Annotated in this window: 17 protein-coding genes, 1 tRNA gene and 1 rRNA gene; 7 read left to right on the forward strand and 12 right to left on the reverse strand. The window is 43.2% G+C overall.

Annotated elements, in window-relative coordinates:
* Positions 1 to 153: 153 nt before the first annotated feature.
* The 8 genes from QV280_RS12505 to trxA form a co-directional block, all read right to left on the reverse strand.
* Positions 154 to 229 (reverse strand) — tRNA-Ala (locus QV280_RS12505).
* Between the two features lie 74 nt (positions 230 to 303).
* Positions 304 to 1856: ribosomal RNA gene (locus tag QV280_RS12510) — 16S ribosomal RNA — on the reverse strand.
* A gap of 610 nt (positions 1857 to 2466) precedes the next feature.
* Positions 2467 to 3177, reverse strand: coding sequence for an NAD(P)H-flavin reductase (gene fre / locus QV280_RS12515; RefSeq protein ID WP_152822923.1), 711 nt, complete (start codon positions 3175 to 3177; stop codon positions 2467 to 2469).
* Positions 3178 to 3192: 15 nt separating this feature from the next.
* The gene (locus tag QV280_RS12520) at positions 3193 to 3462 is read right to left on the reverse strand and encodes a 2Fe-2S iron-sulfur cluster-binding protein (protein ID WP_023405342.1); all 270 of its coding nucleotides are present in this window, start codon (positions 3460 to 3462) and stop codon (positions 3193 to 3195) included.
* Entirely contained in the window at positions 3459 to 5315 is a 1857-nt protein-coding gene (ubiD, locus tag QV280_RS12525) for a 4-hydroxy-3-polyprenylbenzoate decarboxylase (protein WP_152822921.1), read from the reverse strand. Before ubiD ends, QV280_RS12520 begins: the two co-directional genes overlap by 4 nt.
* A 68-nt stretch (positions 5316 to 5383) precedes the next feature.
* A complete protein-coding gene (locus QV280_RS12530; protein WP_023405344.1) occupies positions 5384 to 6349 on the reverse strand; it encodes a hypothetical protein in 966 nt (321 codons plus the stop codon).
* A gap of 152 nt (positions 6350 to 6501) precedes the next feature.
* Complete coding sequence (rho, locus tag QV280_RS12535) at positions 6502 to 7761, reverse strand: transcription termination factor Rho (protein WP_152822919.1); 1260 nt, start codon at positions 7759 to 7761, stop codon at positions 6502 to 6504.
* Between the two features lie 227 nt (positions 7762 to 7988).
* Positions 7989 to 8315: a thioredoxin TrxA gene (gene trxA / locus QV280_RS12540; RefSeq protein ID WP_023405346.1), complete on the reverse strand. Its 327-nt coding sequence runs from the start codon at positions 8313 to 8315 to the stop codon at positions 7989 to 7991.
* 112 nt (positions 8316 to 8427) lie between these two features.
* Between trxA and rhlB the strand changes: the two genes are divergently transcribed.
* From rhlB to QV280_RS12555, 3 genes are all read left to right on the forward strand, one after another.
* A complete protein-coding gene (gene rhlB, locus QV280_RS12545) occupies positions 8428 to 9738 on the forward strand; it encodes an ATP-dependent RNA helicase RhlB (protein ID WP_039971187.1) in 1311 nt (436 codons plus the stop codon).
* Between the two features lie 7 nt (positions 9739 to 9745).
* Positions 9746 to 11230 carry a guanosine-5'-triphosphate,3'-diphosphate diphosphatase gene (gppA, locus tag QV280_RS12550; RefSeq protein ID WP_152822916.1) on the forward strand — a complete coding sequence of 495 codons (1485 nt, stop codon included), beginning with the start codon at positions 9746 to 9748 and terminating at the stop codon, positions 11228 to 11230.
* Positions 11231 to 11333: 103 nt separating this feature from the next.
* Positions 11334 to 12308: a glycosyl transferase family protein gene (locus QV280_RS12555; protein ID WP_152822914.1), complete on the forward strand. Its 975-nt coding sequence runs from the start codon at positions 11334 to 11336 to the stop codon at positions 12306 to 12308.
* 101 nt (positions 12309 to 12409) lie between these two features.
* Here QV280_RS12555 and QV280_RS12560 read toward each other — a convergent pair whose 3' ends face one another.
* The 3 genes from QV280_RS12560 to recQ form a co-directional block, all read right to left on the reverse strand.
* Complete coding sequence (locus QV280_RS12560; protein WP_152822912.1) at positions 12410 to 13075, reverse strand: 7-cyano-7-deazaguanine/7-aminomethyl-7-deazaguanine transporter; 666 nt, start codon at positions 13073 to 13075, stop codon at positions 12410 to 12412.
* Positions 13076 to 13336: 261 nt separating this feature from the next.
* Positions 13337 to 13648, reverse strand: coding sequence for a DUF3630 family protein (locus QV280_RS12565; protein ID WP_373277913.1), 312 nt, complete (start codon positions 13646 to 13648; stop codon positions 13337 to 13339).
* A complete protein-coding gene (gene recQ, locus QV280_RS12570) occupies positions 13632 to 15446 on the reverse strand; it encodes an ATP-dependent DNA helicase RecQ (protein ID WP_084309191.1) in 1815 nt (604 codons plus the stop codon). The genes QV280_RS12565 and recQ overlap by 17 nt, the downstream gene beginning before the upstream one ends.
* Before the next feature lie 163 nt (positions 15447 to 15609).
* Here recQ and rarD point away from each other — a divergent pair, with 163 nt between their 5' ends.
* The 3 genes from rarD to QV280_RS12585 all read left to right on the forward strand — a co-directional run bounded on the left by rarD (position 15610) and on the right by QV280_RS12585 (position 18602).
* Positions 15610 to 16509 carry an EamA family transporter RarD gene (gene rarD / locus QV280_RS12575; RefSeq protein WP_152822909.1) on the forward strand — a complete coding sequence of 300 codons (900 nt, stop codon included), beginning with the start codon at positions 15610 to 15612 and terminating at the stop codon, positions 16507 to 16509.
* Positions 16506 to 17165 carry a LysE family translocator gene (locus QV280_RS12580; protein WP_152822907.1) on the forward strand — a complete coding sequence of 220 codons (660 nt, stop codon included), beginning with the start codon at positions 16506 to 16508 and terminating at the stop codon, positions 17163 to 17165. Before rarD ends, QV280_RS12580 begins: the two co-directional genes overlap by 4 nt.
* A 993-nt stretch (positions 17166 to 18158) precedes the next feature.
* Complete coding sequence (locus QV280_RS12585) at positions 18159 to 18602, forward strand: hypothetical protein (RefSeq protein WP_152822905.1); 444 nt, start codon at positions 18159 to 18161, stop codon at positions 18600 to 18602.
* Between the two features lie 187 nt (positions 18603 to 18789).
* On the opposite strand, the gene uvrD is transcribed toward QV280_RS12585, so the two are convergent.
* A complete protein-coding gene (gene uvrD, locus QV280_RS12590; RefSeq protein WP_023405356.1) occupies positions 18790 to 20961 on the reverse strand; it encodes a DNA helicase II in 2172 nt (723 codons plus the stop codon).
* Between the two features lie 280 nt (positions 20962 to 21241).
* On the opposite strand from uvrD, the gene QV280_RS12595 reads away from it, so the two are divergent.
* Positions 21242 to 21502 (forward strand): BufA1 family periplasmic bufferin-type metallophore, encoded by a 261-nt coding sequence (locus QV280_RS12595; RefSeq protein ID WP_152822903.1) that lies wholly within the window; start codon positions 21242 to 21244, stop codon positions 21500 to 21502.
* The last annotated feature ends 16 nt before the right edge of the window (positions 21503 to 21518 follow it).

Genomic DNA, 21518 nt, shown 5'->3' on the forward strand with positions numbered 1-21518 from the left:
ATTTGAGAACTTTTAAATTTGATAAGTAATAAATCAATTACTTATCGTCAGCTTTCCAAATTGTTAAAGAGCATGTTTATTTCCTAAAAGGAAAAAACCATTTTTAAATATTCTCTATTCTTTACTAGAGAAAAGAACAAAAACACTTAAAGATGGTGGAGCTATGCGGGATCGAACCGCAGACCTCCTCGCTGCCAGCGAGGCGCTCTCCCAGCTGAGCTATAGCCCCATCTGGAAGTTTCCTGCTCTAACTTTCTAAACCGTATCAATCTGTGTGGACACTCATCGTGAATAATCATCGTATAAGGAGGTGATCCAGCCCCAGGTTCCCCTAGGGCTACCTTGTTACGACTTCACCCCAGTCATGAACCACAAAGTGGTGAGCGTCCTCCCGAAGGTTAAACTACCCACTTCTTTTGCAGCCCACTCCCATGGTGTGACGGGCGGTGTGTACAAGGCCCGGGAACGTATTCACCGTAGCATTCTGATCTACGATTACTAGCGATTCCGACTTCATGGAGTCGAGTTGCAGACTCCAATCCGGACTACGACGCACTTTTTGGGATTCGCTCACCATCGCTGGTTGGCCGCCCTCTGTATGCGCCATTGTAGCACGTGTGTAGCCCTACTCGTAAGGGCCATGATGACTTGACGTCGTCCCCACCTTCCTCCGGTTTATCACCGGCAGTCTCCCTGGAGTTCCCACCATTACGTGCTGGCAAACAAGGATAAGGGTTGCGCTCGTTGCGGGACTTAACCCAACATTTCACAACACGAGCTGACGACAGCCATGCAGCACCTGTCTCAGAGTTCCCGAAGGCACTAATCCATCTCTGGAAAATTCTCTGGATGTCAAGAGTAGGTAAGGTTCTTCGCGTTGCATCGAATTAAACCACATGCTCCACCGCTTGTGCGGGCCCCCGTCAATTCATTTGAGTTTTAATCTTGCGACCGTACTCCCCAGGCGGTCTACTTAACGCGTTAGCTCCGAAAGCCACGGCTCAAGGCCACAACCTCCAAGTAGACATCGTTTACGGCGTGGACTACCAGGGTATCTAATCCTGTTTGCTCCCCACGCTTTCGCATCTGAGTGTCAGTATCTGTCCAGGGGGCCGCCTTCGCCACTGGTATTCCTTCAGATCTCTACGCATTTCACCGCTACACCTGAAATTCTACCCCCCTCTACAGTACTCTAGCCTGCCAGTTTCAAATGCGGTTCCGAGGTTGAGCCCCGGGCTTTCACATCTGACTTAACAAACCACCTGCATGCGCTTTACGCCCAGTAATTCCGATTAACGCTCGCACCCTCCGTATTACCGCGGCTGCTGGCACGGAGTTAGCCGGTGCTTCTTCTGTCGCTAACGTCAAACGATAAAGCTATTAACTTTAACGCCTTCCTCACGACTGAAAGTACTTTACAACCCGAAGGCCTTCTTCATACACGCGGCATGGCTGCATCAGGCTTGCGCCCATTGTGCAATATTCCCCACTGCTGCCTCCCGTAGGAGTCTGGACCGTGTCTCAGTTCCAGTGTGGCTGATCATCCTCTCAGACCAGCTAGGGATCGTCGCCTTGGTGAGCCATTACCTCACCAACTAGCTAATCCCACCTGGGCATATCCTGAAGCGAGAGGCCCGAAGGTCCCCCTCTTTGGTCCGTAGACATTATGCGGTATTAGCTATCGTTTCCAATAGTTATCCCCCACATCAGGGCAATTTCCCAGGCATTACTCACCCGTCCGCCGCTCGACGCCGTTATCGTTCCCCGAAGGTTCAAATAACTCGTTTCCGCTCGACTTGCATGTGTTAGGCCTGCCGCCAGCGTTCAATCTGAGCCATGATCAAACTCTTCAATTAAAGTTTTTTTGTTCCTAAGAACGGCTCAATGAATACTGACTTCAAAACTCTTTCTTTATAAATAAAGAAGTAATTTTAAAGCTATTACTATTCCAACAGAATAGTAATGAATTGACTGTGCTCTTATTGGTTTTCACTTTTAAAAAAGTAAAACAAAACAGCTCAAGGCTGAATTCCAATTTGATTTTGGTCACTCAGTTCATTGATAAATCTTTTCGATTATCATCAACGAGTGCCCACACAGATTGATAGGTTTAAATTGTTAAAGAGCGTTGCTTTCCGATGATTCCTTTTGTGAGGAACCTCTCAAGCGGACGGCCATTCTAGCGATTTGAACCTCAGTGTCAAACACTTTTTGAATTTAATTTTCTAAGAGAAGATAAATTCAATTGGGTTCGGCTAGTTTGCCTACTGATTCACTGCGAAGCGTTGTGCGCTCTACCGTGTCAGTGAGGCGCATTATAGAGATGCTCAGCTTATTGGCAAGGCTTTTCTTCATTTATTTTCATACGCTTTCTTTTATGCTCAACAAACAAACAGCCTGCTCGAAAAGCAGGCTGTTTATGGGTGTTTCTTACTATATAGGAAGTAAATCCCGTTTTATGAGCGTTTAAATGAAGGCAAACGCATCTGAGTATATTTGTTCTATCTTAGCTTTCTTATTAAAAATAAACTGTTCTCTTGCACTACCCGCCATTTCAAAGCGACCTGCAATATAAATGTCGTGTTGAGATAGATCGGAAAAGTCGCCCATTACTGCTTGCAATACGTTTCCAGTTTTTCCAGTCCAGATCCCTTCATCATTTTCGACCACTGGCACAAAATGAATATTGGCATATTCACTGTCAATAGCACTGAGTTCTGCAAAAGCATACAGCTGAGACTTTGCTCTTGCGCCCCAATATAGATGAATGGGGTTTTCTAGCCCTTGGCTAATACAGTGATCAAGAATAGAGCGAACATAACTAAATCCTGTTCCACCGGCTATCAATAGCATTGCTCTGTCACTTTGATGAAGGAACGCATCACCGTGTGGCGCATCGATAATAATATCGCCATCATGGTTTTGCGCTTCTTGCATTCTATTAACGACTTCTAGGGCATAGGCGTTTTCTTCTGCGGCACCAATATGAAGTTCTAACTCTCCCTCATGGCGACACGGACTACTGGCAATAGAGAAAGGACGCTTATCTTTCTCTCCCATTACGACCATTAAGTATTGGCCTGCTTTAAACGCTACTGGAGTTTCTGGATGAAGCAATACGCGAAAGGTATTGCTGGCTAGCGCCTCAATCGACTTTACTTTACAACGAATGGTCATATATCCCTCTATTTCTTACTCTTCAAAAGTAAGTACTAAATCTGTAGTGGCAAACGCCTGACAAGCAAATACCCAACCTAGGGCTTGCTCTTTCTCTGTTAATACGGGCTGTAATTGGTACTCGACAGTACCTGCCTTTAAACGACATAAACACATTCCACACGCCCCTACTTGGCAACGATTTGGAAATGCGATGTTTTGTGCAAGAGCGGCATCCAATATTGTCTGCTGATCATCCACCTCAAAAACGATTCCACTCGGTAAGAGCTCTACCTTATAGGTCATAATATATCGAGCTTTTCCCAAATCTGATCAATACGCTCAACCAACTGTTTATCTTTGTGTATTGGTCTCCCCCACTCACGACTAGCTTCACCTTCTAACTTGTTAGTCGCGTCAATGCCAAGCTGAGATTGAGTGCCATCAATAAACTGACTATCACGAGCAGGGTCCATACGAGTTGTTATCGCCCAAATCACATCATTCCAATCGCGGATATTGACATCATCATCACAGACAATGACAAACTTAATTGCAGCATATTGGGAAAACTCAGTTAAGGCAGCTTCAATCACTTGCTCACCTTGACCTTGCTCTGTCTTGTCTATGGATATTATCGCCATGCCACCATTGCCCGCTTCTGCCGGCAGATAGCAATCCAGAACATAAGAATATTTGCGCTTAAATTGTTCGCAAAGCTCTTGCGCTTTTGCTGGTTCCAATGAGGGAAATACCGAAGGTTCATCATTAGACATGACTAACTCCGCAGGCCATTTTATTGTGGCATCCAATCCCATTTTTGAACCAAGCCCAATAACGGGCGAGGCAAAATCTAGAGAGTCAATTGGGGTATTCTCGATCATTACTATGTCACGCTTGGGTTGCAAATGCTCGGTCATAGCCGCAATAACTTGATCCCAATCTCTCGCATTTACATTCGCATCGCAGACTAATACATATTTTGTGTACATGAACTGACGCAGAAAAGACCAAACACCCATCATGACTCGCTTAGCGTGTCCCGGATATTGCTTCTTCATGGTCACTACAGCCATTCGATAAGAACAGCCTTCTGGCGGCAGATAGAAATCTTCTATTTCAGGGAATTGCTTTTGCAGAATAGGCACAAACACTTCGTTCAGTGCCACCCCGAGTACCGCAGGCTCATCCGGCGGACGACCAGTATAGGTACTATGGTAAATCGGGTCTTTACGCATAGTGATATGCGTAATAGTAAATACGTTGTGGCTTTCTACCTCGTTGTAATAACCGGTATGGTCACCATAAGGGCCTTCATCAGCAAATTCATTCGGGTCGATATACCCTTCTAAAACAATTTCAGCGCCTGCGGGAACATCTAAATCATTACTAATCGACTTAGTCACTTCGGTTTTACTGCCGCGCAGTAGTCCGGCAAAGGCATACTCAGATAATGAGTCTGGCACGGGCGTCACTGCACCTAAAATCGTGGCGGGATCGGCTCCAAAGGCCACAGAGACAGGAAACGGTTTTCCTGGATTAGCCTCAACCCAATCTCTTAAATCTAGTGCGCCGCCTCGATGAGCCAACCAACGCATAATGACTTTGTTTTTGCTTAATTTCTGCTGGCGATAAATGCCTAAGTTTTGACGCTTTTGGTTCGGACCTTTGGTAATGGTTAAACCCCAAGTTAATAGCGGCGCGACATCATCAGGCCAACAACTCATGACTGGGATTTTATCCAGATCAACGTCTTCACCCTGCCACACTATCTCTTGGCATCGAGCTTTACGAAGCCTTTTGACTGGCATATTGAGCACTTGTTTGAAAACAGGCAGTTTATCTAGAGCATCTTTAAAGCCTTTCGGTGGCTCTGGCTCTTTAAGGTAGGCTAATAGCTTTCCCACTTCTCGCAGATCACTGACCTTTTGACGCCCCATACCTAAAGCCACCCGTTTGGAAGTACCAAATAGGTTGGTTAATACTGGCATGTTATAACCAATGGGATTTTCAAATAGAAGTGCGGGGCCACCAGCACGTAGTGTGCGGTCGCTAATTTCCGTCATTTCATAGTTGGGATCAACAGGGTGGGAAATGCGCTTCAATTGCCCCTCTTTTTCCAAAAGAGCAAGAAAATCTCGCAAGTCTTTGCAGCTCATAGCAGTCCATTTAGCCTAGAAAGATTGCCGCAGTATAACAAAAAGCGCGCGGGCTTCAGCTAACAAATTTAATGATTAAAGAGTTCTGGGTGCTCGATCACCCACTGCTTAAACCAGCTGCTATATCCGTATTCTTGAATACTGGTCGATATCACTTGAGCATCATTTCTATTGTTCATCTTCGATACCAAGAAATCTTCTGCTGGTTGGGAGGTGGGTGCGTACTTGGCTAACAATTGCAGGCTACGCTTATTGAGAGAAGGATTACTACTGGCCAAGATTAACTGTTGTATCGAAAATTCACTGCCATCTGCGCCTAGCCTTTCTAATTCGCGGTTAACTGCACTATTGGTCTTCATCTTCCAAAGGATATTGTATAACTCAGGACTGTGCGAAGCAGAGGCTATAGCCACCATCACTTCGGTACTGGGTAACCAAGATACAACATTATTGGTGGTGACTTGTTGGGCAAGAAAGCTCATCCCATCTTCCGATAGCTTTACTACATTCTCAATCAGCAGTCTTTCTCTAGGAGAGGTAAGCTCAGGGTTTTCCGTCAGCCATGTGCGTAAATTCAGTTTTCCATTCTCAACAGCGATGTAAAAATTCATCTCTTGTTCATTTAAATCCCAATCATCCATTAAACGTTGCGCTAACTGTTGGTAGGCAAATGCGGGAGAGCTAAAACGGAATCCATCGCCTTGCTCGACTAAGGTTAAAGAGGATGGAACTTTACGCTGAGAATCAACGAAAACGGCCAGATCGGAGGTGTATTGTGGATGATTTTCTGCAATAGACTTGATGGCGAGAAATCTTACTACTTCTTGTTGGGGTTGTTTAATGCGTAGCAGGTCAAAGTTTGCTTTGTCTGATTGGTCAGAAAGTGCGAGTGCGACAATACGTTGAGCGTCATCATGAGATTGAGTATCGGCAAGCATTTGCTGTTTTTGTTGTTGAGTTAACTCAACCGCCTGCACCATGCTTAGGCCACTTAACATGACGGATAGCAATATTACTAATAGCCTTTTATGCATACTCTCGCTCCTTGTAATTGTACTCGCCTTCCTGGCTTTATATCTTAGTTATTAAAACCAACGATTAAAAAACGTCACCTAATTAGGTGACGTTTTTAACAATAAGTTCAATAAACTACGAATTACTGAGATGCAGTTTTTAAGATGCCTTGTTACTGGCGTCTCATTGCATCAAAAAATTCATTGTTTGTTTTAGTCATTGCTAACTTATCAATTAAGAATTCCATTGCATCGATTTCACCCATTGGATGAACAATCTTACGCAGAATCCACATCTTCTGTAGCTCATCTGGTTTCGTCAGTAATTCTTCACGACGCGTACCTGAACGATTGAAGTCGATTGCTGGGAAAACTCGCTTCTCTGCAATCTTACGGTTTAAGTGTAGTTCCATATTACCGGTACCCTTAAACTCTTCGTAAATAACTTCATCCATTTTAGAACCGGTATCGACAAGTGCTGTAGCGATGATAGTCAGGCTTCCACCTTCCTCAACGTTACGAGCGGCACCGAAGAAACGCTTAGGACGATGTAGAGCATTGGCATCTACACCACCGGTCAGTACTTTACCTGATGATGGAATCACGGTGTTATATGCACGAGCAAGACGAGTGATTGAATCAAGTAAGATAACCACGTCTTTTTTGTGCTCTACAAGACGTTTCGCTTTTTCGATGATCATCTCAGCCACTTGTACGTGTCTTGATGCTGGTTCATCAAATGTTGAAGCCACTACTTCACCTTGAACTAGGCGTTGCATTTCAGTTACTTCTTCAGGACGCTCATCAATTAGCAGAACCATCAACTCACACTCTGGGTGGTTACGAGCAATGCTTTGTGCAATGTTTTGTAGCAACATTGTCTTACCCGCTTTTGGCGGAGCAACGATCAAGCCACGTTGGCCTTTACCGATTGGCGAGGCTAAGTCTAAGATACGAGCAGTAATATCTTCTGTCGCACCATTACCTACTTCCATTGTCATACGTTCATTGGCATGCAGTGGAGTCAGGTTTTCAAATAAGATTTTATTACGTGCGTTATCGGGCTTATCGTGGTTAACAGAGTTAACTTTTAACAGTGCAAAGTAACGTTCGCCATCTTTTGGTGGACGAATTTTTCCTGCAATGCTGTCGCCTGTACGTAAATTAAAACGTCGAATCTGACTTGGAGATACATAGATGTCATCTGGGCCAGCTAGATATGAGCTATCTGAACTGCGCAGAAAACCAAATCCATCTTGTAGAATTTCAAGGACGCCATCGCCAAAGATATCTTCACCGCTTTTAGCGTGAGCTTTTAGCGTAGCGAAAATGATGTCCTGTTTTCTCAACCTAGCAAGGTCTTCAAGACCAAGGCTCTCACCAAGCTTCACTAAATCCGAGACAGGTCTTTTCTTCAACTCAGTCAAGTTCATAGTGGTCGATTTTGAATTCGATTTGGTAACGGTCTTTATATTAGATTTAGTAGTCAAAATAAGATCTGTATGTGTTAGTTAAGAGAGATTTGGTCTCAGGATCGACCAAGAAATGAAAATTGTATGATTTACGTGCAATAAACTAGCACTAAAAACAAGCGTAGTCTAGCTTATGGAAAAAACAAAACCGTGTACTGAGAAATACACGGTTAATTTAAGTTTTTATTTTAGATATTTGCGTCCAAGAACTCTTTTAGTTGAGTTTTTGATAGCGCGCCTACCTTGGTAGCTGCCACACTGCCGTCTTTAAACAACAATAGTGTTGGGATACCACGGATACCATATTTTGGTGGCGTTGCTGGGTTGTGATCGATATTTAGCTTACCAATGGTAAGCTTACCAGCGTACTCTTCAGATATTTCATTCAAAATAGGGGCAATCATTTTACAAGGGCCACACCATTCTGCCCAAAAATCTACCAGCACAGGGCCTGCAGCTTTAATTACATCACTTTCAAAACCATCGTCAGAAAGCTGCAAAATCTTATCGCTCATCTTTAGCTCCAAATCAATTTTCTGTTGCCGATTAGATGATCATCAGCAATTAGATTGCCTATTGGAATGGATTTCCTTTCTTAATGCAAGCGTAAGCTGATATTCTATGTTCATGAAAAAGACACACATCACAGAGCAAAAATTCGCCGACTTCGATTTGCACCCTAGTATTATTACTGGATTGCAAGCAAAAGGATTTGAGTATTGTACTCCGATTCAAGCGTTAGCGCTGCCAGTACTGCTCACTGGCCAAGACATTGCGGGGCAAGCTCAGACGGGTACTGGTAAAACATTAGCCTTTCTAACCGCTACTTTTGATTACCTACTAAAAAACCCTGCCGATGAGTCTCGAGCAGTGAACCAACCGCGTGCCATTATTATGGCGCCAACACGTGAATTGGCGATTCAGATCCATCGAGATGCTGAATCTTTGATTGCAAGTACGGGGGTAAAAGCGGCCCTTGCTTATGGTGGTGAAAGCTACGATAAGCAGCTCCATGAGATTCAACAGGGTGTTGATATCTTAATTGGTACGACTGGTCGTATTATCGATTTCTTTAAACAGAAAGCATTTAATCTAAATCACATTCAAGCCGTTGTATTAGACGAAGCTGATCGAATGTTTGATTTAGGCTTTATTAAAGACATTCGCTTTTTGTTCCGTCGTATGCCTGAACCTAAAGATCGTCTAAACATGCTTTTCTCTGCCACGCTGTCTTATCGCGTACAAGAATTAGCGTTTGAACACATGAATAATCCTGAGCATGTAGAAGTTGAGCCTGAGCGCCGAACAAATGTGCGAATTAAAGAAGAGTTATTCCAACCTTCTAACGAAGATAAAATTGCTCTACTAATGACCTTGATTGAGCAAGATTGGCCAGAGAAAGCCATTATCTTTGCCAACACTAAATATAAGTGTGAACAAGTATGGGGTTATTTAGCCGCTGATGAGCATCGTGTAGGTCTTTTAACTGGGGACATTCCTCAGAAAAAACGTGAACGCATTTTAGAGCAATTCTCTGCTGGCGAATTAGACTTCTTAGTTGCCACCGATGTTGCCGCTCGTGGTCTGCATATTCCTCTTGTTACGCACGTATTCAACTATGACCTACCCGATGACAGTGAAGATTATGTTCACCGTATCGGTCGTACAGGTCGTGCAGGAGAAAGCGGACATTCAATCAGCTTTGCTTGTGAAGAATACGCTATCAATCTACCTGCGATTGAAGAATATATTGGTCATTCAATTCCAGCATCAGATTATGATCCGGAAGCACTAATTCAAGAATTACCAAAACCTATTCGTTTACGTCACTCGTCAAGCAACCGTCGTCCTGGTGGCAAACCACAAGGTCGCAATAACAACCAGCGACGTAATAATCGACCATCTCGACCTTACAACAAACCATCAGGGAATAGCTAATCTGGTTATGACAAACTCATCTCCTCTTTATGCCGCCATTGACCTTGGCTCGAACAGCTTCCACATGCTTGTGGTTAAACACGTTCATGGAAGCGTTCGAACTATGGCAAAAATCAAACGCAAAGTTCGTTTAGCTGCTGGATTAGACAGCACTAACGCATTAAGCCAAGAAGCAATGCAAAGAGGTTGGGACTGTTTGTCTCTGTTTGCCGAACGCTTACAAGATATACCTGAACAGAACATCCGTATTGTGGGTACAGCAACATTGCGTGTCGCCACGAATATTGATGTGTTTTTAGAGAAGGCGAACCATATTCTAGGTAAGAATATTCAAGTCATCTCTGGAGACGAAGAAGCGGCAACTATCTATAAAGGTGTTGCTCACACCTCCGGTGGTAAAGGAAAACGTCTTGTTGTCGATATTGGCGGCGCAAGTACCGAACTTATTATCGGAGAAGGCTTTGATGCCAAAGTGCTACATAGCCTGCAAATGGGCTGTGTTACTTGGTTAGAGCAACACTTTAGTGATAGACAACTTACCGCTGAAAACTTTCGCAGTGCCATTGAGGCCGCGAAGCAAACCTTAGCACCGGTATTGCATGAATATACTCAGCTGGGTTGGGACATGTGTGTCGGAGCAAGTGGTACAGTTCAAGCACTGCAAGAGATAATGCTAGCGCAAGGTATGGACGAAGTGATTACTCACTCCAAACTCAAGCGCTTGCAAAAGCAAGCCATGCGCTCTAATGCACTAGAAGAGCTTGAGATTGAAGGTTTAACCCTAGAACGAGCACTGGTGTTCCCTAGCGGACTGTCCATTTTATTAGCCATCTTTGAACTGCTAGAAATAGAAGACATGACCCTCGCGGGCGGAGCATTACGCGAAGGTATGGTGTATGAAATGATTAAGGAGCTGCATCAAGACGATATTCGTCAGCGCACCTTAGCGAGCGTCCAACAACGCTTCCAACTGGATCAAGACTACGCTCAGCAAGTCTCACACACCGCATTAAAGTTAGTTGAGCAGTGTGGGGCAAACTTCTTAACCGAACCTGTCGCTATCGACCTATTAAAAGCCGCCGCTCAATTGCACGAAATCGGTCTGACTATCGATTTCAAAAAGGCTGGCAAACACAATGCCTACCTGTTGCAGTACCTTGACCTACCGGGCTATACACAAGCACAAAAATCTCTATTAGCAGAAATTACCGCTCGCTATAAAGATGCCCTGTCATCTTTACCTGAGCAACATGCGGTCAGCCGGCAAAGCGCTGAAAACATCCTGCGAATTTTAAGGCTATCTGTGTTGTTAACCCATAGGCGCAACGTTGACCTGCAACCTCATGTTAGCCTACAAGCCCAAGGGAAAAACCTCGATTTAAGCATAGAGGCAAGCTGGTGTTTGCTTAATCCATTGACCGTTGCAGAACTCGAAATTGAAGCGCATCGGCAAAGTGACCAAAACTGGCCCCTGCAAATCAAACAAATTTAATTCAATCAGCCCAGCTCAATAAGTTGGGCTTTTTTACATGACAACTTCTATAGGATAGGAGCTAAACTTTTCTATAGAAACTTAAGCAAGGAGAGCTTAGTTAATGAGCATAATTTTAGAATGTATCCGTTGTGTCGGTCGCGGAGAAAGAGGTCGTAAACCACTTTCTTTTGATCAGGCCTACGCCGTGATGGATCAATACCTCGACGGTATGATCGATGATGATCAAATGGCAATGTTGATGATGCTCATTCGAGTCAATAATGAAACTGCCGCCGAAATTGCAGGATTCACCAAAGCCTTCCACCAGCGACTACCCAAAATAGAAGTGGATATTGACTGGCCTTGTTACGCAGGTAAGAAAAGTAAACTGGATGCAAATGGACAGCAACAAGCACTGCCGTGGAACTTAATTGCCGCTTCTATCTTGGCAGAAGCCGGCTATAAAGTGCTTATTCACGGACATTTGGATATCGGCTCAGACCGTATCCATAGCCAACACTATTTAGCTAAGCTTAATATTCAACAAGCGCAAGATATTACTCAGGCTGCCTCATTCATCGAATCATCCAATATTGCCTACCTACCTTTAGCTCACTTTGCGCCGATAGCAGAAAAAATGCTGGACTGGAAAAAGCGCTACGGTCTGCGCACTCCAATGAATACCGTAGTAAGGGGGCTTAACCCAGGTAGTGCGAAATACGGTGTTCGCGGAAGTTTTCACCCAGGATTTCAAGAACTGCACGCTGAAATAGAAACCAATATTGGTCACTCAAGCTGCTCTGTGGTGTCTTTTAAAGGGGTATCTGGAGAATCAGAATATAACCCCAAGGTAAGTCAAACTGTTTGGTCAAGTGATAGTGAGGGCTTACATGCACACTATTGGAATGAGATTTACAACGAAGCAATTAGTACGCCTACACACTGCCCTCTGGGCACTGTCGAAGACGACAAAGTGCAAATGGCCAATCATGTAGTTTCTTCTTTGACGGCCTTACTGTTTAACAAACTAAAAGATAAACAACTGGCCGATCAGGAAGCCAATAAGCTTTGGCAACACTACTGCTCAATGCATTAATAACCACCATTTAGATCGTCAGTACATACTTAAAAGCCCCAATAATTGACTGCTCAACTATTGGGGCTTTTAGTATCAATACGTAGCTCTAAGTTTATCTTCTATGCCTGAGCAGGAAGCCCCTGCTCTGAACGAGTGGTAAGCTTGCGAATAAGATAATTCAGCAATACACCGTACATAGGAACAAATAAGCCTAAGCTAATGATCAGCTTAAAGGTGTAATCAACCAGCGCAATTTCCTGCCAATGTTGCGCCATAAACGCATCAGGGCTGTTGTAAAACGCAATACCAAAGAATGCCAATGTATCCAATGCATTACCAAATAGCGTGGAGCACGTTGGCGCTATCCACCACTGCTTCATTTGACGTAGACGATTAAATACGTGCACATCTAATATTTGCCCTAGTAAGTAAGCCATAAATGAAGCAATCGCGATTCGCGCAACGAATAAGTTAAATTCAGCGAGCGGCGCCATACCTTGAAATTGCCCTTCAAAAAAGATGACAGATAACAAATACGACACTAACAACGAAGGGAGCATGACTAAGAAAATGATCTTACGAGCCATTGGTGCGCCAAAAATACGCACAGTCAAATCAGTAGCCAAAAACACAAACGGAAAAGTAAATGCACCCCAAGTGGTATGGAAACCAAATACGGTAAATGGCAGCTGCACAAGATAATTACTAGAAGCAATAATGATTAAGTGGAAGGACGCTAACAGGAATAGCGCTTTACGCAGTTGGGACGGATCAAAACGGTTCATACTGTACCTTTTTAGTAGATGGGGGCGAGGGAACCCATTCGAAGCAGTTTGCTTCATCTCAAATTTTAAAGTCCAGCCAAATGGCGGGCTCGGCATTATACATAACGCATACAATTGTGCAATAGATGAACAATGCTAAGACTTATCAGCTATTAGCTTACGAAGCTTAAGTTTATAAAAGAGTTGATTGATAAATGTTCAGGTTTCATGTGAAACCTAGTACCCTATTTTTATTAAGTACGTGCTATTAAATACCTGTTATTAAATGCCTTTAGCCACTAGGCTAGCCAAAAACTGTAGCTCTGGCTGTGATTCTGTCGCAGATAAGCTCTCTAACCACATAGCTTCACTATAGTGTTCGGCACGAAGCATCAATTGGCAACCTTCAAAGTCGATCAACCATGAATGTAGATCCGCATCTTGTTGCTTCTCAATAACGCTAGCATCAATCAAGTCGACAAATTTTTGCCCTATAACGGCAAAGTCATCGTGATCAAAAGAAGGAGCAACCAGTGATAGTCGCCCATTTTCTAGGTCTAAATGACGAAGGAAAAAACTAGACACCTGTAATATGCTCCTGAATCAAATCTAAAAATTTATCGGCGTATTTATCAAGTTTACGTTGCCCTACACCATTCACCGCCAGCATTTCACCGTATGAAGTAGGCAGAATATCCGCCATATCAATCAAAGTAGCATCGTTAAACACTACATAAGGTGGTAATCCTTCTTCGTCTGCCACTCGCTTACGAAGATTACGCAATTTGGCAAATAGCTTTTTATCGTAGTGCTTAGTTGGCGTCTTATCTGACTTAGAGGATAGTGTTAGATCCAATCTTGGTACGGCCAACTCTAATGTCATTTCACCGCGCAGTAATGGGCGCGCTTCTTCGGTCAATTGCAAGGTAGAGTTACGAGCAATATTTTGTGTCAGTAGTCCTTTGTGCACCAACTGACGCATGATGCTTACCCAGTAATCATGGCTGTTTTCACGTCCAATACCGTAAGTCGAGATTTTGTCATGACCATTTTCTCGAATACGAATATTTTGCATGCCACGCAATACTTCAGTGACATAACCCATGCCGAACGATTGTTTCACTCGATACACACAAGACAATGCTTTTCGCGCCGCTTCTGTTCCATCAAAGGTTTTCGGAGGGTCGATACAAATATCACAGTTACCGCATGCTTTTTCGCGATACTCACCAAAATAATGCAGCAATACTTGGCGACGGCAGGTTTGTGCTTCAGCAAATGCACTCATGGCATTTAGCTTGTGCATCTCTACCTTTTTCTGTTGTTCATCTTCTTTCTCATCCAACATACGGCGTAGCCAGTTGATGTCCGATGGATCATAGAGCGTCATTGCCTCAGCAGGCAAACCATCACGACCGGCACGGCCGGTTTCTTGGTAATAGGACTCTATATTTCTTGGAATATCAAAGTGCAGTACAAAACGCACGTTGGGTTTATTGATCCCCATACCAAACGCCACTGTTGCCACTACAATTTGAATATCGTCTTTTTGAAAGGCTTCTTGAACATAAGCACGTTCATCAGACTCCATTCCGGCATGGTATCCCATAGCGCGAATGCCGTTATTGCACAGCTTCTCGGTAAGCATTTCTACTTTTTTACGACTGCCACAATAAATAATGCCGCACTGCCCTTTTTGCGTAGCCAAATAGCGAATGATCTGCGCAACAGGTTTTGCTTTTTCTACCAAGGTATAGCGAATATTGGGTCTATCGAAACTGCCCAAGTAAAACAAAGGATCATTAAGTTGTAATCGCGCATCAATATCGAGACGAGTGGTGTCGTCAGCCGTTGCCGTGAGAGCCATAAATGGTACATGGCTAAATCGCTGTTTCAACTGTCCTAGAGAGGCATATTCAGGTCTAAAATCATGTCCCCATTGAGAGATACAGTGTGCTTCATCAATGGCAATTAAATTGATTTCTAAATACTGGATACGCTCCATAAAATCACGCATCAACACACGCTCAGGTGAAACGTAAATCAGCTTAATTTTGCCTTGATGCATTCGGTTATACACCGACAGCAAATCTTCTCGACTCATACTAGAGTTAATGCACTCAGCCGCAACACCATTCGCTTTTAACTGGTCCACTTGGTCTTTCATCAAAGAGATAAGAGGAGAGATAACCAGCCCCATTCCCGGAGCCACTAGCATAGGCACTTGGTAACACAATGACTTACCACCACCGGTTGGCATGATCACCATCGAGTCTCGACCAGACAGTGCGGCCTCCACTACCTCTTGTTGTCCATCACGAAATTCTTGATAGCCAAATACATCCTCTAGTACGCGCTGAGGTGTTGCTTGAGTATCAGATTCCTCAATCATAGGCAGATGGGTGGACATGTAGAATGTATTACCTGTTGGTGATTAGTCGAAATGAGCGCTCATTGTAAAGGGGATGATCTAGGATGGAAACCGCATTTTACTGGCTCTGAGTCTATAGGCTCTCTATACTTCCCTCTTTTCCAGTCAGTATCCCGAGAAATTTATGGATCCCCAAGCTCAACAACGCACTCGACAAGGTGTGATATTTGCCATTATGGCTTACACCATGTGGGGAATATCTCCCATATACTTCAAAGCATTAGCCGCTGTGCCCGCTTCTGAGATACTGATGCACCGTATTATATGGTCGTTCTTTTTACTTGCCGGACTGATTCACTTTGGCCAAGGTTGGCACTGTGTACGTGAGGTATTAAAAAATAAAACAAAACTGATTTATTTAATCTCGTCTTCTGTGCTTATTGGTTTGAATTGGTTGATATTTATTTGGGCTATCAATAGCAACCATATGTTAGAAGCGAGCTTAGGCTATTACATCAACCCACTGGTCAATATTATTCTTGGGATGATCTTCTTAAAGGAGCGCCTACGAGCAATTCAATGGGTTGCGGTCGCTCTCGCATTTTTAGGTGTAGCCATTGAGCTAATTGCGTTTGGTTCTATACCCTATATCTCATTTGCTTTAGCCTGCAGTTTTGGCGCTTATGGGCTATTAAGAAAAAAAGTAAACCTGGATGCACAAACTGGATTATTTATAGAAACTTTATTCTTAGTTCCCCTGACTATTATTTATTGGGTATTCTTTGCTAATAGCGAAACTTCCAACCTGCTACACAATAGTTTGAGCCTAAATACCTTACTGATTCTCGCAGGTTTAGTCACTACTGCCCCACTGCTTTGCTTTACCGGTGCGGCTACCCGAATCAAGTTATCTACACTCGGCTTTTTCCAATACATAGGACCAAGCTTGATGTTTATTTTGGCCATCACTGTTTATGGTGAGCATTTAAGCATAAACAAAATTATTACTTTCATGTTCATTTGGGTTGCACTTGTCATCTTTAGTTACGATGGCATTAAAAATTCTATGGCACGCAAAAAATGAATGAACTACGCGTCCTTATGACACTGGCAGGGATACACTTTCTTGCTTTAATGAGCCCCGGCCCTGATTTTGCTCTAGTTGTCCAAAACTCGACTCGTTATGGACGTCAAACTGGGGTTTTAATTGCGCTTGGGCTTTCGATGGGGATTCTCACCCATTCAATTCTTAGCTTAACCGGAATCAGTTACCTCGTACATGCTCGTCCACAGCTGTTTTTCATCGTGCAGTTGCTAGGAGGGAGTTATCTCGCATATCTTGGTTTAAATGGCTTAAAAAGCATATTCCATCAGCGAAAAACAACCTCAACTAGTCCGAAAAAAAGCAAAGATTTTACTCTCACCAGCAAAAGACAGGCATTTACGCGCGGGTTTACTACTAACCTACTAAACCCTAAAGCATTAGTGTTTTTTGTCAGTCTAATGTCGACTCTTGTGCCTCAAAGTATGTCTCTGCAAGGCAAGTTTGCAGCCTTAGTTATCTTATGGAGCTTGTCGTTTTTCTGGTTTGCTTTGCTTGCTTGGGCTTTATCAACACAACGCTTACAACAAGCTTTGACTCGATATGCAAAATATATCGATCTACTTTGTAGTCTTTTGTTTACCATTTTGGGCTGTACCATCATCAGTGAAGCCGTTATTCACACTCTATTAGGCTAAGTAAGTGATTGAAAATAGAACATTTATAGATCATTCATTGGTCAGACAATAAAGACATTCACCATATTTTTGTGCGAGATCTCTTACAAAGATGTGCGTGATCGAAGCGAATATATGCCAGAAATGAAGATATATACAGCTAACTTATTGTTTTTTAAAAGGTTGATATTTGTAGGTGTATATATGACTGAAATTAATTGCCTTTGACCCTATTGAGCAAATTAGAGAAAAGCTTAATATTAAAAGGGTCGGAAGGAAGCTGACACGGAAAAGGAAATCACCAAGGATTAGGTGTTCTTCAGGATGAAGATTCGGTTATTCAGGATGAATAGTCGGCATGGAAAGCAAATTGGACATTGAATGGACGCAATAGTAACTAGGATGGTTGCTACTAAGGAAAGACAATGGACACCTCTGGATGAGGAAAGGACTGAACATCAGGATGATGTAAAGGACACCACTAAAGGATTTAGTGAAGCGTACTAACGAGGATTGTTAGTAGACCAGGATAAGGTCACATGGACACCGCTAGGATGGCGAGAAAAGGAATACGCTGAAGGATAACAGCACACTATCAAGGATTTGATGCAGGGAGCACACTTAGTAGCCGGATTGCTGCAAGTAAGACAACGACCCCGAAGAGCGCAAGCTCTCGGGGTTTTTCTTTATGTGCTATTTATTACCCCGCAAGCTACCTGCTACCTATCTGAAAGCATAACTGATTGGCTGATTTTCTTTACTTACTACTTGCTCATTTACTAATTGCTATTGATAGGCAAGATAGAACAACGCCAAACTAACTACCTAACTTTTAATAAATAAATTACTATTGCCGACACTTAGATAGCTGAGACGTAAAGCTCCTAGTTCAGCGCCTTGCCATGCTCGTTTATATGATAGAGTATCTAGAAACTGTTGATATACGGTCTTATGGATATACACATACATGCATCATGAAAATATTAAGTGGCATTTTAATTTTAGGGGGAAAGTATGAAAATTATATTAGCGTTTGTGACACTATTTTTCGTTTCAATCATGTCTGGTTGTACCATCATGGATGGCAACGCCATTGTCACAGGTAATATACGCCCCGCGATCCCGGCAAGTAAAGTTCATTTGTATAGAGTCGCACCAAAAAACTTCGAAGAAATTGGAATTGTATCCTCTAGCGCAGGTCATGACTTTAAAAAAAGCAGCACGTTAATGAATGAAGCGATCCAAAGATTAAAAGAGGAAGCGGCAAAAATTGGAGCTAACGGAATAATTCTAACAGCTATAGATGAACGAGATACACCGCATACAACAACATCATATGGTTCTGCAATTACAACAAGTCCTGATGGGAGTTTATATTCCAGTGGCAATACTATCCGCGTAGAGCGTGGAGATGCATACACTAGATTAAGAGGTGTTGCAGTATATGTATCTAAGTAAACGGTATTACTTTTAGACTACAAGGATATATTTACAGGGTCTCAGCGAACCAAAAATCCAACTTGTCGCTCACTCCCAGGCCCTATTTAAACCTAATTTTATAAGTGAAGAACCAGTCGCAAGTCATCAAAAATTTTGTCATCACCTAATAGCAAAAGCCCCAGCAAATTGCTGGGGCTTAATAATTTTAAAGCTGTTCTAATTTGGCGTATTGAGTAATCAGCCACTTTATCCCTTCACCATTAAAGGCAACCTGAACGCGACTTTGTGCGCCACTGCCTTCAAAGTTGATAATGGTGCCTTCCCCAAACTTAGGGTGTTTGACTCTTTGCCCTAAACCAAAGCCTGTTTCATTGAAGCTTTCTTGCTTAACGGTTTGGCTAAATCGACCAGTATTAGTCGGTCGGCTTACTTGAGCTTTCATGCGCACTTCTTGGGTACATGCTTCTGGCAACTCTTTGATAAATCGAGACGGTTTATGGTATTTGTCTTGTCCGTATAAACGACGCATCTCAGCATAGGTCAGGTAGAGCTTCTGCATTGCACGCGTCATTCCCACATAACAAAGCCTGCGCTCTTCTTCTAGTCGCCCTGCTTCTTCTGCTGACATTTGGCTCGGGAACATCCCCTCTTCAACACCAACCATAAAGACTAGAGGAAACTCCAAGCCTTTGGCACTGTGCAACGTCATAAGCTGTACGGCATCGTCAAACTCATCGGCTTGCCCTTCACCCGCCTCTAAAGCAGCATGAGTCAAGAATGCAGTAAGATCGCTCATCTCATCTGCTTCTTCAGGCTTCTCATATTGACGCGTTGCCGTGACCAATTCTTCCAAGTTTTCTATACGTGCTTGTGCCTTTTCACCTTTTTCTTGCTGATACATAGCAAACAAACCGGATGCTTTAATAACGTGGTCTGTCTTTTTGTGTAGCTCCATAGGTGCCGTGTCGTCTTCAAGCGCATTCACTAGCTCAACAAAACGCCCTAAAGCCCCTGCTGCACGACCCGCAAACACCTTTTCTTCCAATAACTGAGTACTGGCTTGCCATAATGTTGCGCCGCGATCTCTGGCGGCATAACGAATAGTTTCTAAGGTTTTTTCCCCTAGGCCACGCGTTGGCGTATTCACGATACGCTCAAAAGCAGCATCATCATTACGATTGGACATCAAACGCAAATAACCCAGAGCATCTTTGATCTCTTGACGTTCGAAGAAGCGCATTCCTCCATAAATACGATATGGCATACCGGCTTGGATTAAGGCCTCTTCCATAACACGAGATTGGGCGTTATTGCGGTACAAAATGGCTGAATCTTTTAACATTCCGCCAGTGCTTTGCCATTCTTTGATTTTATTGACCGCAAAACGCGCTTCGTCTAATTCATTGTAAGCGGAGTAAACCGAGATAAGTTCACCATCACTGCCATCGGTCCACAACTCTTTCCCCATACGTTCAACGTTATTGGCAATCAAGTGGTTTGCCGCCGTTAGTATGTTTTTGGTCGAGCGATAGTTTTGCTCAAGACGAACCGTTGATGCTTGTTTAAACTCATTAAGGAAGCGTTGAATATTCTCGATCTTCGCTCCGCGCCAGCCATAAATAGATTGGTCATCATCACCTACGATCATGACGTTACATTCAGGGCTTGCCATCATTCGAAGCCAAGCGTATTGGATGTTGTTGGTATCTTGAAACTCATCCACGAGAATATGTTTAAAACGGGCTTGATAGTGTTCGCGAATGTGTTGTTTATCACGCAGTAACTCGTGGCAGCGTAATAAAATCTCAGCAAAATCGACCAAGCCTGCTCTATCACACGCTTCTTGATAAACCGAATAGATACGTAACCATGTTTTAGTCACTGGATCGTGGTAGCTATCAATATGTGAAGGTCTTAAACCTTCGTCTTTTTTACCGTTGATCCACCATGCCGCTTGCTTCGCTGGCCACTGCTTTTCGTCTAAGTTTTGCGCTTTGATCAAACGACGCAATAAACGCTGCTGATCTTCTGAATCTAAAATTTGGAAATCTTCTGGCAGTTTCGCATCCAAATAATGAGCACGAAGAATACGATGACAAATACCATGGAAAGTACCATTCCACATACCAGAGGCTGTGCCTCTCATTAACTCTTCAATACGACCGCGCATTTCTGCCGCCGCTTTATTGGTAAAAGTTACTGACATAACAGAAAATGGCGAGGCTTGCTCTACTGACATAAGCCAAGCAATACGATGAACTAATACCCGAGTTTTACCACTGCCTGCGCCAGCAAGAATCAATAGATTACCTAAAGGGGCAGCTACCGCCTCTCGTTGTTTGTCGTTTAGCCCATCGAGTAATAATGATGCGTCCATCGTACCTTTCCAATCTATTACTGTTTATTTATACATTAATGGTCAGTATACAGCGTAAGCGACACAATCTCTAACTTCCATACCCTGCAATTTCATCACTTTTTACGTAAAAAACTTATTCTTATATTTCATACCATTAGAGCAAAAAGTGGTCTTTTTTGAATTTCTTTGAAATAAATCCCTAATTCATCGCATCTTCTTTAACAAGCAATCGCAACATACTATTAACAAATCATTGTCGATTGCCTACACAACTAAGGATCATATTGAGGAAGATATTATGAAAAAGTCTAATCTTGCAGTTACAGCGGCAGTTACTGGTTTACTGGCTTTAGGTGGCACTATGCTTACCGCAACCCACGCCGTAGCAGCAGAAAAAGAGAAGTGCTATGGAGTGGCAAAAGCAGGGCAAAATGACTGCGCCACTAAAACCAGTTCTTGTGCAGGGACATCAAAAGAAGATCATCAAAAAGATGCCTTTGTTGTGGTACCAAAAGGATTATGTGACAAATTAGCTGGCGGAAGTATGTCATCGTCGTAACCCATCCTCGTAAGTC

The sequence above is a fragment of the Vibrio sp. B1Z05 genome (assembly GCF_052955985.1).

Coding starts and splice junctions, on each gene's coding strand:
- recQ (WP_084309191.1), bottom strand. CDS start 15,446: ATGATTGAGGAATCTGATACTCAAGCAACACCTCAGCGCGTACTAGAG.
- trxA (WP_023405346.1), bottom strand. CDS start 8,315: ATGAGCGATAAGATTTTGCAGCTTTCTGACGATGGTTTTGAAAGTGAT.
- QV280_RS12520 (WP_023405342.1), bottom strand. CDS start 3,462: ATGACCTATAAGGTAGAGCTCTTACCGAGTGGAATCGTTTTTGAGGTG.
- QV280_RS12555 (WP_152822914.1), top strand. CDS start 11,334: ATGAGCATAATTTTAGAATGTATCCGTTGTGTCGGTCGCGGAGAAAGA.
- QV280_RS12595 (WP_152822903.1), top strand. CDS start 21,242: ATGAAAAAGTCTAATCTTGCAGTTACAGCGGCAGTTACTGGTTTACTG.
- fre (WP_152822923.1), bottom strand. CDS start 3,177: ATGACCATTCGTTGTAAAGTAAAGTCGATTGAGGCGCTAGCCAGCAAT.
- ubiD (WP_152822921.1), bottom strand. CDS start 5,315: ATGAGCTGCAAAGACTTGCGAGATTTTCTTGCTCTTTTGGAAAAAGAG.
- QV280_RS12585 (WP_152822905.1), top strand. CDS start 18,159: ATGAAAATTATATTAGCGTTTGTGACACTATTTTTCGTTTCAATCATG.
- QV280_RS12560 (WP_152822912.1), bottom strand. CDS start 13,075: ATGAACCGTTTTGATCCGTCCCAACTGCGTAAAGCGCTATTCCTGTTA.
- QV280_RS12530 (WP_023405344.1), bottom strand. CDS start 6,349: ATGCATAAAAGGCTATTAGTAATATTGCTATCCGTCATGTTAAGTGGC.
- rhlB (WP_039971187.1), top strand. CDS start 8,428: ATGAAAAAGACACACATCACAGAGCAAAAATTCGCCGACTTCGATTTG.
- uvrD (WP_023405356.1), bottom strand. CDS start 20,961: ATGGACGCATCATTATTACTCGATGGGCTAAACGACAAACAACGAGAG.
- QV280_RS12580 (WP_152822907.1), top strand. CDS start 16,506: ATGAATGAACTACGCGTCCTTATGACACTGGCAGGGATACACTTTCTT.
- rarD (WP_152822909.1), top strand. CDS start 15,610: ATGGATCCCCAAGCTCAACAACGCACTCGACAAGGTGTGATATTTGCC.
- gppA (WP_152822916.1), top strand. CDS start 9,746: ATGACAAACTCATCTCCTCTTTATGCCGCCATTGACCTTGGCTCGAAC.
- rho (WP_152822919.1), bottom strand. CDS start 7,761: ATGAACTTGACTGAGTTGAAGAAAAGACCTGTCTCGGATTTAGTGAAG.